General features: G+C 36.4%; 17 protein-coding genes and 1 tRNA gene. 7 read left to right on the top strand and 11 right to left on the bottom strand.

The window, feature by feature from the left end; translation table 11 throughout:
* The coding region (locus L6N96_06625) for an HAD-IB family phosphatase (protein MCP8323831.1) at positions 1–493 on the top strand (493 nt) is incomplete at its 5' end.
* Between the two features lie 116 nt (positions 494–609).
* Positions 610–1,779 (top strand): alanine--glyoxylate aminotransferase family protein, encoded by a 1,170-nt coding sequence (locus L6N96_06620; GenBank protein ID MCP8323830.1) that lies wholly within the window; start codon positions 610–612, stop codon positions 1,777–1,779.
* A 15-nt stretch (positions 1,780–1,794) separates the two neighbouring features.
* Here L6N96_06620 and L6N96_06615 read toward each other — a convergent pair whose 3' ends face one another.
* From L6N96_06615 to L6N96_06585, 7 genes are all read right to left on the bottom strand, one after another.
* On the bottom strand, positions 1,795–1,983 hold the full coding sequence (locus L6N96_06615; protein MCP8323829.1) for a ferredoxin family protein: 189 nt from the start codon (positions 1,981–1,983) through the stop codon (positions 1,795–1,797).
* Positions 1,984–2,078: 95 nt separating this feature from the next.
* The gene (locus tag L6N96_06610; GenBank protein MCP8323828.1) at positions 2,079–2,504 is read right to left on the bottom strand and encodes a hypothetical protein; all 426 of its coding nucleotides are present in this window, start codon (positions 2,502–2,504) and stop codon (positions 2,079–2,081) included.
* Between the two features lie 105 nt (positions 2,505–2,609).
* Positions 2,610–4,271 (bottom strand): hypothetical protein, encoded by a 1,662-nt coding sequence (locus tag L6N96_06605; protein ID MCP8323827.1) that lies wholly within the window; start codon positions 4,269–4,271, stop codon positions 2,610–2,612.
* Positions 4,272–4,353: 82 nt separating this feature from the next.
* Positions 4,354–4,737: a hypothetical protein gene (locus L6N96_06600; protein ID MCP8323826.1), complete on the bottom strand. Its 384-nt coding sequence runs from the start codon at positions 4,735–4,737 to the stop codon at positions 4,354–4,356.
* A complete protein-coding gene (gene pdxT, locus L6N96_06595; protein ID MCP8323825.1) occupies positions 4,727–5,383 on the bottom strand; it encodes a pyridoxal 5'-phosphate synthase glutaminase subunit PdxT in 657 nt (218 codons plus the stop codon). Before pdxT ends, L6N96_06600 begins: the two co-directional genes overlap by 11 nt.
* Before the next feature lie 10 nt (positions 5,384–5,393).
* Positions 5,394–6,317, bottom strand: a complete 924-nt coding sequence (gene pdxS, locus L6N96_06590) for a pyridoxal 5'-phosphate synthase lyase subunit PdxS (protein MCP8323824.1) — start codon at positions 6,315–6,317, stop codon at positions 5,394–5,396.
* 143 nt (positions 6,318–6,460) lie between these two features.
* Positions 6,461–7,312 (bottom strand): RNA methyltransferase, encoded by an 852-nt coding sequence (locus L6N96_06585; protein ID MCP8323823.1) that lies wholly within the window; start codon positions 7,310–7,312, stop codon positions 6,461–6,463.
* 218 nt (positions 7,313–7,530) lie between these two features.
* On the opposite strand from L6N96_06585, the gene L6N96_06580 reads away from it, so the two are divergent.
* Genes L6N96_06580 through L6N96_06560 form a run of 5 tightly spaced genes read left to right on the top strand, consistent with a single transcriptional unit; the run spans position 7,531 to position 10,806 of the window.
* On the top strand, positions 7,531–8,529 hold the full coding sequence (locus L6N96_06580) for a 50S ribosomal protein L3 (GenBank protein MCP8323822.1): 999 nt from the start codon (positions 7,531–7,533) through the stop codon (positions 8,527–8,529).
* Entirely contained in the window at positions 8,526–9,350 is an 825-nt protein-coding gene (rpl4p, locus tag L6N96_06575) for a 50S ribosomal protein L4 (GenBank protein ID MCP8323821.1), read from the top strand. The genes L6N96_06580 and rpl4p overlap by 4 nt, the downstream gene beginning before the upstream one ends.
* Positions 9,340–9,606, top strand: coding sequence for a 50S ribosomal protein L23 (locus L6N96_06570; protein MCP8323820.1), 267 nt, complete (start codon positions 9,340–9,342; stop codon positions 9,604–9,606). Before rpl4p ends, L6N96_06570 begins: the two co-directional genes overlap by 11 nt.
* Before the next feature lie 59 nt (positions 9,607–9,665).
* Positions 9,666–10,406 (top strand): 50S ribosomal protein L2, encoded by a 741-nt coding sequence (locus L6N96_06565; protein ID MCP8323819.1) that lies wholly within the window; start codon positions 9,666–9,668, stop codon positions 10,404–10,406.
* 4 nt (positions 10,407–10,410) lie between these two features.
* On the top strand, positions 10,411–10,806 hold the full coding sequence (locus L6N96_06560) for a 30S ribosomal protein S19 (GenBank protein MCP8323818.1): 396 nt from the start codon (positions 10,411–10,413) through the stop codon (positions 10,804–10,806).
* 192 nt (positions 10,807–10,998) lie between these two features.
* On the opposite strand, the gene cimA is transcribed toward L6N96_06560, so the two are convergent.
* From cimA to L6N96_06540, 4 genes are all read right to left on the bottom strand, one after another.
* The gene (gene cimA / locus L6N96_06555; GenBank protein MCP8323817.1) at positions 10,999–12,597 is read right to left on the bottom strand and encodes a citramalate synthase; all 1,599 of its coding nucleotides are present in this window, start codon (positions 12,595–12,597) and stop codon (positions 10,999–11,001) included.
* A gap of 326 nt (positions 12,598–12,923) precedes the next feature.
* Positions 12,924–12,999, bottom strand: a tRNA-Pro gene (locus L6N96_06550).
* 224 nt (positions 13,000–13,223) lie between these two features.
* Positions 13,224–13,712 carry a hypothetical protein gene (locus L6N96_06545; protein ID MCP8323816.1) on the bottom strand — a complete coding sequence of 163 codons (489 nt, stop codon included), beginning with the start codon at positions 13,710–13,712 and terminating at the stop codon, positions 13,224–13,226.
* Positions 13,713–13,768: 56 nt separating this feature from the next.
* Positions 13,769–14,876, bottom strand: a 1,108-nt coding sequence (locus L6N96_06540; GenBank protein MCP8323815.1) for a hypothetical protein, incomplete at its 5' end; no start/stop codon positions are given.

Raw genomic sequence — 14,876 nt, 5'->3', positions numbered from 1 at the left:
AATAGATTATACCGAATTCATGAGAAGAGATATTTCTACATGGCCAAAACCTTTGCATATGTCAAAAATCTCAGAACTACTTTCAAAATATAATCTTAGAGACGGAGCAGAAGAAGTTGTAGAATCTATACATTCAAGAGGGATTGGGACAGCAATAATATCTGCTGGGATAAACTTACTAGGATATTCGATTGCTAAAAGGTTGGGTATTCAACATGTATACATCAATGAGTTATGTATAGATGAAAATGGATTCTTGACCGGCCAAGGTATAATGAAAGTTGATCTCATGTCTAAGCATTTAGTTTTAGTAGAGTTGTCAGAATCATTAGGATTAAGTTTGAGCGAGTGTATAGCTGTTGATGATTCAATTTATAATATCAAGTTCCTTCAAACAGCAGGACTTGGATTGTATCTTTGTGATGGTGATATATCCATAAAGTCAGGAATTACAACCATCAAGAGCTTAAGAGAAATTTTAAATTATATTTAACTTTTGGAATCTGTATATTTTGTATTAATAATTGGTAAATCTCAATTGATGTTCTATTCTTCCAAAAAGCCTTTAAGGAATCAATATAAAAGTTATGGTTATTGTGAGTTCATCCCATGGTAAATGATCTTTTGATGATACCAGGACCAACTAATCTAGATCACCGTGTAGCTGAAGTAATGAGCAGATCTCAGATAGGCCATAAAGACCCTAAGTTCATTGAGAGCTTCAAACAAATTCTCGATTTGACTCGATACTTGTTTGTAAATTATACAGGTATGCCTTTTGTTATATCAGGCTCTGGCACTATTGGTATGGAAGCCGCGATAGTGAGTTTTATTGAGCCTGGAGACAAGGTGTTATGTGCTGATACAGGTTTTTTTGGGAAAAGATTCGTAGATCTTAATAGGATACACGGTGCCAAAGTTAGAGTCTTACCTTCTGACCTAGGCAAGCATGTCGATCCTAAGGTTGTAGATGAGACACTTTCAGAAGGTGGTTATAAAGCAATCACCGTTACTCATGTAGAGACCTCGACTGGTTTGGTTAACCCAATAGAGGATATAGTGAAAATAGCAAGGAAACACGGTGTTTACAGTATTATCGACTCCGTTTGTGGTGTAGGAGGATGTGAACTTATTTTCGATAAGCTTGGAGCAGATATAGTCATTACCTGTTCTCAAAAAGTAATAGCTGCACCTCCAGGTGCAACTCTTCTAGCAGTTTCGAAAAAAGCCATGGACATTATTGAGAATCGAAAGACGCACATCCAATCATACTACATGGATTTGACTAGATGGAAGATGTTTATGGAAAATCCTAAGATGTATTTGGCTACACCTTCGATACAAGTCTTATTTGCTCTCCATGAGGCATTACTTTTAGTAAAAGAAGAGGGATTGGAGAATAGAGTGAGAAGGCATAAAATTATTGCAGATGCTATTAGGGCTGGCTTAGAGGCATTAAATGTCGAATTCGTTGTTGAAGAAGGCTATAGAGCAAATACAGTGACTGGCTTCTACACCCCCCAGGATAAGGCGTTTGATATTCATTCAATGATGAGGGATCGCTATAGAATTCATCTAGCTCATGGTTTGGGTGATCTAAAGGGCAAAATACTAAGAATAGGACATTTTGGTAATATAACTCCAAGAGATACAATCGCAGTGCTCTCAGCACTTGAGATATCATTAAAAGCAGTCGATACTACTCCTAATTCCATCGTAAGGATTGGTTCGGCAGTGGATGCTGCTATACCGTATCTTGAGAAAATCATTTACAAATAAGTGTTAATTAATGATTTATTCTGAGACAGTAATAGCCTCATTTGGGCATTGAGTTACGCATGCATCACACTCGATGCATTCGTCTTGATCTACAACAACAGCTTTTTTATTATCGTTATCTAGCTCAAAGACACCTACAGGGCAGACATCTACGCAATCTCCACATCCTTCACATTTGTCTAAGTCTATAACTACTGTAACCATACCAAACACCCCAAATGACTCAAAATTAAACTTTATGGCCATAATTTTTACAATAAATTCTGACGTCTTATTAAAACAAGATTGATAATTTGAGATTATGCTATTTTCTTTCCTACATTTGGCCCAGGTGATTGGTTATACACTTCAATAGGTTCCAAGAGCCACACCCCATGTGCCTCAAATCCCATCTTCTTTAAATTTTCTTTAAAGTTTTCGTATATGGGACCTGTTGTCTCGAAGCTTTTCACTTTACATTTCGCTTGATAGCCCAGGAATTGACCCTTTTCCGGTATGACTTTTACTGCTAAAGTCGAGACTTTTTCGTCATTCTCGATCGCTCTCTTAAGGTTTTCATGGGCTTCTTTCATCAAGATTACAGCAAATGCTATAATATTCGGATTAGGGGCCCTCATGGATCCTACAGGTATGATATGTAATACATCATCAGCAGATTTTGTAGCGAGTACTTTTACAGCGTCAGAATCATTAAACAAATCTTGTGCTTCCTTAGGTAGAGACAAAATAATTCGTCCTCCAAATTTTTAAAAAAATAATCAGTTATAATTAAGTATTACCTCTCTATCATAAAGCTTCTTTTCTTGATTATAGTATTAGCCTTTGGTTTTTTATGACTTTAATTCTGCTTCTCGATTAATTATTTCTATGTTACCCAATAGTTTTTTTTCGATTTTAGAAAGTCTTTTTTGATCACTCTGTAAAAGTCTCTCAAAGATTCTGCTTTTAATACTCTTTGTGTAAAATTGTTCATAAAGGCTAAGTAAATCTCTTATTGCTCCATCGTATTTATAACTAAGACCTTCGATGTTGGTTAAAGGCTTCTGAAGTGAAGATTTCAGTTCGATTAACCCAGACATCAACTTAGCTATATCAATAGAAGCTTTTTTCTTTCTTCCTTCTATCGATTGGCGCACCCTATCGAATTCACTTTTTGAGATTTGGCCATATTGCCTTTCCTTGTAAGTATCCATTAGTTTATTATTAGCTTTAATCTTCTTATCAAAAGCCTCAGTATATGCTTTGATTTTCTTCTTAAGCATTTCTTCTTCCTTAACCATTGGTCCCCCTATAGTCAGAGAAGCAATAATTGCAGTTACAAAAATTAATGAAGCTACCGGAACTACATCTACTGAGGCCCAAGCTGATCCGTATTGAAGTACTACTTTTAGCTCATCATTATCCAATGGATTGGCATTTACTTTAAATACCTCCGTTTTGTTATGAACTAAGAAACCATCTGGATATGAGATTTTTATAGTATATTCATTTATAACACCATCGATGGGAGGTCTCAAAGGAACTTGAAGCTCAAATAAATTGTCCTTTACATTGATAAAATCTTCAGATTTTATTAGATATTCTAACCTTACAGAGTATTTCTCCCCATTTTTTAAAGGGGCCCCAATATCTATTTGACTATTGTCAGCATCGCTCTTAGAGTTAGGGAAGGGATTACTCAAAGGCGGGAATATAATAATATTCCTGAAATTATCTATCAATAAGCTAGGCTTTATTTTACTTAATTCTCTTATTCCATAATTGGTCATAGTGATAGTATCTAAGACTTTGATATCTCCAAGAGGAGATATTACTAGCTCCCTTTTAGCTTCGGAAAACTCAAGAAGGGCAAAATGAACATCTTCAGTAGCTGTAATTGTTACATTCTTATTTACAAAAAAGCCTTCATTTACATTTGAAAAATTTCCTCTCATTGTCCACTTAAGATTAATCCTCTCAATCGTGAAATTTTCATATTGGATCTGAGGAAAGAATGCGAGAGTTGGAATACTAAAGGATGAATTCATTTTTTCGATGGGTAAATTTAGGGCTGGAACGAGGGGTAGCGAAGCAGTGTAATTTAACTCATTATCAGAAGAGAACATTTCCAAGAGGTACATCTTGAGCGATATTGTAACATTCTCACCTGGTGGAATCTTGTAGTCTTGGGGTGGGGATAAAATGAGCGTAGTATAATCATCAGTTAAAAATTTACTAAAATTGAAATCGGCAGGCCTTATTGTATAGGCGGCTATAAGATTGTGAATCTCTGAAGGGTATGTAATATTGATTGGAGTTAAAGTAGCATCTTCCTCAAAATTATTCTTAACAACTATCGTATCGTTCACTAAAATAAAACCGTAATTGTTCAAGATCATCTGATGATTGAAATGTGAAATCTTATCTATCGTTATTTGCGCATCAGTCTTATATGGGAATAAAGGAAGTAGCATTAATAGCATTACGATCATAATTATTGCATATTTCTTCATGAGATGACACCAAACCAAAGGGTAGTTTACATTTATTAAAATGCTTGCTTGAAAATTTAAGCATATAATCTAAAAAAAGAGGTTATTGATTAGATTTTAGCTTGTCTCTGATAGAGAATAGTCTGCCGTCTTCTTTTACCATTATCTTAGTTTCGACACTTATATTTATACCAAGACTTCTAAATAGATAAAGAAGTTCTCCACCCGATATAGTATCCTTTAGACTTCCAGATTTGATTAGATCTACAAGATGTTTTACAATTATAGCCGTTCTTTTTGGGTAATATCTTTCTGCAGTTAGAAGGACTTCTTCTCCTCTAGCTACAAGCCGACTGATCAATATATCCCTTGGAGTTTCTTTTTTTGGCTCCTTCTTTGGCTCTTTATTAGATTTCTGAGAAAGCCTCTTTTTTAATTCTAACATCTTTTTAGCCATCAGCGAATCTAATTCTTTATTATCGCTCATAGACGTTCTCCTCATCATTTTCTATAAGAGGTGATTTCAGTATAAGCTTGATAAAGAATTCATGGATCCCTGTATCGGCTGTCAGCTCAGGATGGAAAGATATCCCTAAACCATTATTTTGCTGGACAGCTACCATCTTGTCTTCATAAATCGCTAGAACTTCAACTTCATTACTTAGAACAGAGCATATAGCTGGTGCTCTGATGAAAACTCCGGGGAAGCTATTTTTATTTATCTTCGGTATTTCAATATAGCTCTCGAAAGATTCACGTTGCCTTCCAAAGGCATTTCTAACAACTTCTACGTCTAATATACCTAATATTGGTTGGTCTATCTTCCCGGTCCTCGCATCACTAATATGTTTTGCCATTAAGATAAGGCCAGCACATGTTCCAAATATGGGCATGCCAGCTGAATGAGCATCTCTTATCTTGGATAGTAGACCGTAACGCTCTGCTACCCTTCCAATTGTTGTGCTTTCACCACCAGGAATTATTAGACCATGAACTTCATCTATCTGATCTTCGCTTTTTACTATTATCACTTCACCTCGTAGAGCCATCTCCCTAAGAGCCAGATATGTAATGTCAATATGCTCTGATACATCTCCTTGAAGAGCCAATACACCTATTCTTAATTGCTCCAATTTTACCTTTTTACACACCCCTTATCTGCATCATCTGCTCTGGCTTAAGGGTCTTGATGTCTATCCCAATCATTGATTTCTCTTCGGCTATCATCTTACTCGCTTCAAGCACAATTTTTGGATCGTTCCAATAGGTTGTTGCTAGTACTGTAGCTTCAGCTCTTATACTAGGATCCTTGGACTTGAATATTCCTGAGCCAACAAAGACTCCATCAGCCCCCAACTGCATCATCAATGCTGCATCTGAGGGTGTAGCAATCCCTCCAGCAGCAAAGTTCACTACAGGCAATCTACCAAGCTTGGCAGTTTCCTTCACTAACTCGGTGGATACTTTATACTCTTTTGATATATCAAGAACTTGTTCCTCATCCATACTTCTCAACTCTCTAATCTTATTCATTACTAGTTTCATGTGCTTTACAGCCTCCGCAATATTTCCAGTTCCTGCCTCTCCTTTTGTTCTGATCATAGAAGCTCCCTCTGCGATCCTTCGCAAAGCTTCACCAAGGTCTCTACAGCCATTTACAAAAGGGGTTATGAACTTCCACTTGTTTATATGGTGGCTATCATCCGCAGGAGTTAAGACTTCACTTTCATCGATCATATCCACGCCTAATACTTCAAGAATCTTGGCTTCCATATAATGGCCTATACGGCATTTTGCCATAACAGGTATAGTAACATGATCCATTACTTCTTGTATTCTTTTTGGGTCACACATCCTAGCCACTCCACCTGCAGTCCTTACATCCGCGGGTAATTTATCAAGAACCATAACTGCTATTGCTCCAGCATCTTCAGCGATCTGAGCTTGTTCAACATTTGTCACATCCATTATGACTCCTCCTTTCTGCATCTTAGCAAAACCCCTCTTAACCTTAATAGTGCCGAGTAGTGGCTTCTTCAATCCAGCTTCAGGAGTTGTTTCTGTCATACCCATAAATCTCTTAGGATTACTCTCTTAAAGAGATTTTCCCTATTTATGAGTTGAGCCCCAATATGTTTATCAATTCAGAAATCTCGCCATCTACCTTCAAACTTTAACATCAATGCATTGCGGATATAGATTCTGTATAATTATAAGTTATAGTAGATACTAAGATTAATCAAGGACAATGATGCCAATAGCGCCTCTTCAGTTCTAATCGTAGCTGTGTTTTGATCAGGGATCATGTTTATTGTGAATTTGCTAAGTTGAACTGGATTTAAATTCTCATCTGAAAGGATTTCAAATAAGCCTCTATTAGGAGAGCCAAAAGCAAGCATTATTGTTTTTGACTTCTTCATTTTACCCAATAGATCAAGCCAGATTTCAGATATAGCCTTTCCTTTTCTTGAGGTAAAAATAATGAGGTCTGCATTGGCACTCTTTACGAGTTTTCCTAAAGATGGAACACGCTTGACTACATAGCCCCAATACTTTTTAATCTCTTCTTTTCTAGCTAACCTGCATTCTAGCTTTGGGAATTTTGATGTAAAGATTACCGTTACACGCTCACCTCCTATTATTTTTCCTTCTAAGGGCACTAAAGAAGATAGTCCTACATCTACCATATTTTTCCCTCCAACTTTTACAACTATACCTTCTCTTAAATCTCCTACATGAATTTTTGATAATGGGATTTTCAACTTATGATGGGGTGTCCTCAATGGTGGAAGGAGCCCAGCATATCTAAGTGACTTAACCTTACCAAACATTTGCTTTCTGAGATACTGTGGCGTCTCCATATATTCGAGAACCTTCTTAATAACTTCACAATCGTATTCATAATCGCCTGAGCTATCTTTGTAAAGATAGATTCTAGAAACCCCAAATATAGAACACGTTCTACCAACTGCACCTATCTTCAACGTCTTTTCTCTTAAATGAGAAGAATCAGTTACTAAGGAGTCTGGTAGTGCTACCCACAATTGTTGTGTGATTGTCATTTAGCTTTATTTTCAATATACATAATTTAAAAAATCAATGGTCATTAAATTGAAGATATAACGTTATAGAGTTCATAAGAAAATGTAGTTTAAACCATTTACTAGGAAACAGTGGGAATTTGGATAAAGTAAAATCAAGATACCTTGATATATTTTTTAGAATTTAGAGTTTTAAAAATATTTAAAAGACATCATATAAAGTTGACATAAGAACTACAATGGGTCACCGAAAGAAGCATGCTCCTAGAAGAGGGTCCTTAGCATACAGGCCCAGAGGAAGAGCTGCAAGCATCGTGCCAACTGTGAGGACTTGGCCCAAGATATATACCGATAAGCCTTCATTGCTGGGCTTCGCTGGGTTCAAAGCGGGTCTAATTCATTTGATAACGGTGGATAATGTAGAAAAAAGACCTAGTTTCGGTAAGCCTGTCTTTAATGCTGCCACTGTCATCTGTACACCCCCTATCTCCATCTACGGTATAAGAGCATATGGAATAAGTTTTGATGGTCTATTTGTTCTAGGAGATGTTTATATCGATAAATCACCTGAGGGTTTAAGCGAGAAGAAGGGAAAAGAATCAAAGAATGTAGATTCTGCTCTAAAAAAAATCGAAAGTACTTTAGACAAAGTAATTCAAATGTCTGCTATTGTAAGTGTCTTCCCTAAAGATGCAGGTTTATCACAAAAGAAGCCTTTGGTCTTTGAAATAGGTGTCGGTGGAGGAGATATAAAATCTCGCTTTGAATACCTTAAGGGTATACTAGGTAAGGATGTTGCAATTAATGAGATAATCAAGCCTGGAATGTATATCGATGTAATTGGCATTACAAAAGGTAAAGGTTTTGAAGGCCCTGTTACTAGATTTAACATAAGAAGGAAAAGCCATAAGTCCAGAAAGAGCGTTCGAGCAGTAGCAACTCTTGGACCATGGCACCCTGCAAGCGTTATGTATACGGTGCCTAGAGCTGGTCAGAGGGGCTATCATCAAAGAGTCGAATATAATAAAAAAGTCATAGTTGTATCAAATTCAAAAGAAGCAGAAATAACTCCAAAATCTGGTTTCCCTCACTTTGGCGTTGTTGATGGAGATTATGTGATAGTCAAAGGTTCCATTATAGGGCCAGCAAAAAGGTTGATTAAGCTGCGTCTACCACTGAGGCCTCCTAGAGCCAAGATTCAACAACCGAAGATACTTGAGATAAGTGTAAGAAGGTGAGTGATAACATGGTAAATGTACCTGTATATGACCTTAATGCTTCTCAAAAAGGCAAGGTCGATCTACCAGAGGTCTTCTCTACACCTTTCAGGCCTGACGTCATTCATAGGGTTTATGTCGCATTATCATCACATAAAATTCAGCCTCAAGGTAGAGATTTGATGGCGGGCAAGAAAACGAGTGCTTCGACCTATAACCCACCTACTGGCCGTGGCATTTCCAGAGTTCCTAGGGTCAAAGGCGAGAGAAACCCTAGATCTGGGCAAGCAGCAGGGATAGCAAGTGTAGTTAAGGGTAGGCAAGCCCATCCTCCAAGATCTGAGAAGAACATAAGAAAGGAGATTAATAAAAAAGAGCGATGGCTTGCTACGGCATCTTCAATAGCATCTTCTGCCAATAGAGAGCTAGTTTTATTGAGAGGCCATAAAATCAGTAAAGTACCGACAATCCCACTCGTTGTATCTGATGAAATTCAAAACATCGAGAAGGCTATAAACTTGAAATCCGTATTTGAGAAATTGGGCTTGGATGAAGATTTGGCTCGTGTAGCTTTAAAAAGAAAAAAACGTTCTGGAAAACCGAGGATGCGTGGCAGGACTAAAAAAACAGCTAAAGGTCCATTGATAGTTGTAGGTGAAGATAAAGGGATAAGTAAAGCTGCTAGGAACCTTCCAGGAGTTGATTTTACCTTGGTGATGGATTTAAGTGTACTTCATTTAGCACCTGGCTCCCATCCTGGTAGGCTCGTTCTATGGTCGGAGTCGGCTCTAAAATCATTTAATAGAACTTTATTGGAGGTTGCACGAAGATTTGCGAGTTGAAGACGCATCGAGAATTATCAAGCGCCCTTATGTTACTGAGAAGACCTTTAATATGATGGAAAGAGAAAACAAGCTCGTATTTATAGTGGATGAAAAAGCTAATAAAAGGGCCGTAAAACAAGCGATAGAAATTTTATATAGAGTAAGTGTTGAAGCGTTGAATACTGTCAATACTATAAATGGTAAAAAGGCATATATTAAACTATCAAAGGAAAATGCAGCAACAGATCTAGCTGCAAAGCTAGGTATAGTATGATCAGCTCACTGTATAAAGACTTAAGAGGCATGGAATTATAATTTTATTGGTGATCTCTTTTGGGTAAAAGAATCCTCTCCCAAAGAAGGGGACGTGGGGGCATGCAATACCGTTCACCTAAAAAAGGAAAGATTGTCCCAGCAAAGTACCCCGCTTTACCTATCTCAAAGACAGAAAGAGGAGTAGTCACTAGACTAATAGCTGAAAGGGGGAGGAGTGCACCCTTAGCTCAGATAACATTTGATGATAAGAGGGTTGCGTATCTGCCAGCGGTTGAGGGACTATACGTGGGATATGAGATAGAGATGGGTTATGAAGCCGAATCAAAGCTAGGAAATATCCTTCCTTTAGAGAAGATTCCTGAAGGTTTGCGCATCTGTAACATAGAAAATAACTTTGGAGATGGTGGGAAATTCATGAGAACATCAGGATGCTCAGCAATACTCTTCTCAAAGACCCCTAAGGGGATTTTAGTTAAGTTTCCATCGGGCTATATGGCTACTTTGAATAATAAATGTAGAGCCACAATAGGCGAGATAGCTGGAGGTGGGAGGCTCGAAAAACCCCTATTGAGAGCAGGAGCCAGATATCACGCTATGAAGGCTAAAGGGAAATTCTATCCTCGAGTTAGAGGTATGGCTATGGCGGCTGTTCATCATCCCTTTGGAGGAGGGCGACACCAACACTCTATTCACAAATCCACGTGTATTGCTAAAACAGCTCCTCCAGGCGCTAAGGTTGGGGATATAGCTGCGAGAAAGACAGGTAGAAAACGTATAAAAAAGAAGGGAGTAAGGTAAAAGTATGGTTCGAGAATTTAAGTATCGTGGCTATACACTAGAACAATTGCAAAATATGTCTTTAGAGTCCTTTCTATTCCTTCTTCCTTCTAGACAGAGGAGGTCCTTGAACAGAGGAATCTCTGACGAGAAAAGGAAGTTACTTGAGGATGTTAGGGCCACAAGTAATGGAAAATCGGAAAGACCGATAAAGACTCACGCAAGAGATATGATAATTTTACCCTATATGGTTGGTTTGACAATTCATGTGCACAGTGGAAAGGAGTTTATCCCTCTAGAAATTAAACCTCAGATGATAGGACATTATCTTGGAGAGTATGTAATCACTAATAAGAAAGTGACCCATGGGACACCAGGTATAGGGGCATCTCGTTCATCTCTATATGTACCCTTAAAGTAATGAAAATTATTAGCGTATTACATTAGATATTTCAGATGGGATTACAATATCTATCCTTCTGACACATAATTTGTAAGGATTGTTCGGTAAATATCCCCATCCACTATGATAAACCTTCAATTTTTCTGTTTCAATTATACTCTCAAGATGTCATAAATAACTTGATAGCCGATTTGAAATTTCTCATATAGTTTATATTCTTAGTCCTTTTAATTCATGTAATATCAATCTATAAGTATACCCATCTACAAGAGCCATAGCACTTGCATTAATAATATCTTCAGATACAGCGGTAGTAGCCCAATAGAAATCATTATCTTTGAATTCTATGAATGTTCTAACAGAAGATGCTGTGCCACTACCACTATCCACAACTGTAACTTTGTAGTTAAGGAGTTTGACATTTTTAAGTTGCGGGAAACACTTTAAGAGGGCTTTTCTCAAAGCTTGATCCAAAGCATGGACAGGACCAACACCGACCGAAACCTCATGCAAAACTTCATCGCCAACTTTAACCATGATTTCTCCGCTTGTAAAATTAATTTCATTTTTCATCGTCGAAACTTTCCAACGTTTGACTTGAAAGGGATCAAGTTGATAGCCCATGACTCTTAAAAGAATGAGATGTAATGTAGCAATAGCATCTTCAACTCGATAACCTTGGGCTTCCATTAGCTTTATTTTCTCAAGTACTTTATCCACTATATCGCTTTGCTTATCCAACTTAAGCCCTAATTCTTGAGCCATATTTACTATACTAGCTCTTCCAGATAGTTCTGAGATAGAAAGTTCTCTACGATTACCAACTAAAATTGGATCAATATGCTCATAAGCTTTCGGCTGCTTCAATATAGCATCTATATGCACCCCACCTTTATGGGCAAAAGCATTCTTTCCTACATAAGGTTGATAGGGATTAGGTGGCAAATTTACTAAATTATAAACGTACTTGGATAGTGTTAATAATTTCTTTAACTGCTCGTTTATTGGTTTATCATTAGATAAAGCTCTTAGACCCATCTTAAAATGGAGAGTTGGTAAAATTTGGCAAAGATCTGTATTACCACATCTTTCTCCAAGGCCATTTATCGTACATTGTATATGCCTCACTCCTGTAAATATTGATATTATAGTATTGGCAATCGCAAGCCCAGAATCATTATGACAGTGAATACCCAGAGGGGTCTCTAATTCAACCTTAACTTTCTCAATTATATTCTGAATATCCATGGTTAATGTTCCTCCATTTGTATCACAAAGCACTATCACATTTGCTCCTGCTTTTTCCGCTGTTTTAACCACCCTTACAGCGTATTCATAATTATCCTTAAAGCCATCAAAAAAGTGCTCTGCATCAAATATTACATTTATGTCATGACTCTTCAAGTATTCTATAGAGTCTTTTACCATTGCTAAATTTTCTTCTAATGTTGTATGTAATACATCAGTGACATGCAGGTCCCATGACTTTCCAAAGATAACCAAAGTATCTACACCTATTTCGAGAAGAGAATTCAATTTTTCATCCTCGCTTGGTAAAAGGTTCTTCCTTCGCGTGCTTCCGAATGCTACAACTTCTGAATTTCTAAGAGGAATCTTTTTAATAGCTTTGAAGAACTCCATATCTTTTGGATTGGAACTGGGCCAGCCTCCTTCAATATATCTCACACCTAATTCATCAAGGCGTTGAGCGATACTGAGCTTATCTTGTAAAGAAAAGCCAACACCATACGTCTGGGCACCATCCCTTAATGTAGTGTCCAAGATTTCTATGTCAAGATCGAACTCCATAACCTCCTATTTTTTTTATTCAATATCACCTTATACATGTAAATAAGGATAACTAAATTTATAATAGTAATCTTTCGTGGAGCGTATACCATAATTAATAATTTCTTGTTTATGAGCTCGAAATAGCAATTCTACATCTTTATTCTTATATTATACATTTAGTATAGTATGTGTATAATAAAGTGGTAAGGATTTTGAGATTTGACAACTAAAAACAGATAAAACAAGCAAAACAAAGGTAAACAAGATCGAAACAGAAGTAAACAAGAGCTTAATAGAAGTGAAAGAAGAAATCCTAAATCTTAACCGTTTCATATCTTAAGGGATGGGGTCGGTGGGATTTGAACCCACGATCGCTACCGCCCCAGGGTAGAATCCTTGACCAAGCTAGACGACGACCCCTTTTGTCCGTAATCCTTTTTAAGATAATAGAACATTAACGTTCAACATTAATGTTGAAGGTAATTTAAGGTTGATGGTGGTTGGTCTAGTCTCCCAATCCTATTGGATCAGGGATGAAGCTCCTACACCTTATTTTTCATGTCAAATTAAATGAAATTGTTATTTTTGGTGGTTAGAGTTGTTGAATAGTGAAATTATTTAATTCTAAAGACATAGATCGCATTTTATTTGTTTAAAATATTCGATTTTTTTCTTTTGCCTATTATCAAAATTTTCCAAACAATTTTTCTAGGATTCTTTTCTAATATCAAACCCACTCTTTCACAAGTCTTGAATACATCAACACCATTTGCTTCAGGGGTTTCAAGAAGAATCCAATCATCCTCTTGAGAGGAAATAAAGGATAATGCTTCATCTCTTAATTTTTTTTTCACGGAACCTTGCCAATATAAAAGACATCGAGCTTTTCTATTGCTCCAACTCGGATGGAGTTCCTTCATTCTTTTAGTATGTATCTCCAAATCAAATTGGAAGGCAATCAAGTAATATGGATGATTAACTATTGTACGATATTTGGGTGCTTTAGGTGGACAAGTCTCACGCTTACCATAATTAGGACAACCTTTAGGATGACCTATATATGGCAACCTACACCATACTCCTCTAGCTTTTGGTTCTAATACTATATCCCTAAAATTAAGTGGTATAATCATTTCTAAGAATGAAAGTCTGATAAATGGAAACGAAATTAAAGACTAGCTTATTATATCTATGAATAAATCTCATTTTTCACATTTGGAGATATTTTAACATTATCTGGAGTCTCATGTATTAACCAATATTCTATAACAATTTCAGTAGTGTTATCTATTGTTGTAAACTTTAATCTTAAATCTCTATATTTACCTCCTACCGCACTTCTAAGAACGTTAAGCCATTTTTTACATTTACTCACAAAGTATTTTTTTATTTCGTTACCTGCACTTATTATTTCAGTCTCAGGTGGGTGATGGTCTCCAGGAAAGAAGAATCTGACTTCATAATCGATTATCTTATTACTAAATTCATTAATAGTTAGTTCTGATTTAGTGTCACCACGTTTTGTTACATCGACTAACCTAGGTCTACCCCATTCCTGCATTTCATCAAAAACTGTTATAAGAAAAGGAAAGTTAGTTATAGTAAGATAGTATATATCTTGCCAACTATGAGATGCAATTGCCCTAATAATATCTCTTCTAATGAGGAACTGTCTTGCGTCATCATTATCAAGTAGCTTATATTGATCCATCATAAAGTCTGATTCTTTAAAGAATACAAGATCCTTCATCAAGATAATGCTACTGATTACACCATGATCGAAATTACTTTGGGCACTCATAAATTTTTGATAAAATTTGGGTTGAATATGTACTGCGAAAGAAATGTTATTTTCTCCATTATTTTTTTCAAGTCTTTCATTTGTTTTTACCAAATCGGAACTCATAAATCTAAGTGCAAAGTCACTTATATTTCCAAATTGAGTAAAATAACTATACACTAATTCTTGTACAGATACAATGCCTAATTTTTGGAGTATATTTCTAACTCCTTGATTTATTTGATGAATACCTTCCAGAGAATAACCTAAATCATGAGTTAGTGCAATAATACACCACATAGCTTCTTTTTCTTCTTTTGAAATTACAACATCCCCAGATAATTCTTTTGAAATCACTACAGCATCAAATCCAAATGATTCACGAACTAGATGTATACCCAACAATAAAACTCTAAAAACATGAACTAAGTGATCTCTATAGTTCGAGATAGTGCCATATAAGGTTAGTTCAAATTTTTGAAATTCTTCAAGATACTGACATAGATTATGTACACCC

This window comes from Candidatus Methylarchaceae archaeon HK02M2 (assembly GCA_024256165.1).
Lineage (GTDB): Archaea > Thermoproteota > Nitrososphaeria > Nitrososphaerales > JACAEJ01 > HK02M2.
This window is presented reverse-complemented; position numbering and strand designations above follow the sequence as displayed.

Excerpts from the sequence above, each read along its gene's own strand:
- cimA (MCP8323817.1), bottom strand. The coding sequence starts at position 12,597 with ATGGAGTTCGATCTTGACATAGAAATCTTGGACACTACATTAAGGGAT.
- L6N96_06560 (MCP8323818.1), top strand. The coding sequence starts at position 10,411 with ATGGTTCGAGAATTTAAGTATCGTGGCTATACACTAGAACAATTGCAA.
- pdxS (MCP8323824.1), bottom strand. The coding sequence starts at position 6,317 with ATGACAGAAACAACTCCTGAAGCTGGATTGAAGAAGCCACTACTCGGC.
- L6N96_06600 (MCP8323826.1), bottom strand. The coding sequence starts at position 4,737 with ATGAGCGATAATAAAGAATTAGATTCGCTGATGGCTAAAAAGATGTTA.
- L6N96_06585 (MCP8323823.1), bottom strand. The coding sequence starts at position 7,312 with ATGACAATCACACAACAATTGTGGGTAGCACTACCAGACTCCTTAGTA.
- L6N96_06620 (MCP8323830.1), top strand. The coding sequence starts at position 610 with ATGGTAAATGATCTTTTGATGATACCAGGACCAACTAATCTAGATCAC.
- L6N96_06615 (MCP8323829.1), bottom strand. The coding sequence starts at position 1,983 with ATGGTTACAGTAGTTATAGACTTAGACAAATGTGAAGGATGTGGAGAT.
- L6N96_06605 (MCP8323827.1), bottom strand. The coding sequence starts at position 4,271 with ATGAAGAAATATGCAATAATTATGATCGTAATGCTATTAATGCTACTT.
- L6N96_06580 (MCP8323822.1), top strand. The coding sequence starts at position 7,531 with ATGGGTCACCGAAAGAAGCATGCTCCTAGAAGAGGGTCCTTAGCATAC.
- L6N96_06545 (MCP8323816.1), bottom strand. The coding sequence starts at position 13,712 with ATGATTATACCACTTAATTTTAGGGATATAGTATTAGAACCAAAAGCT.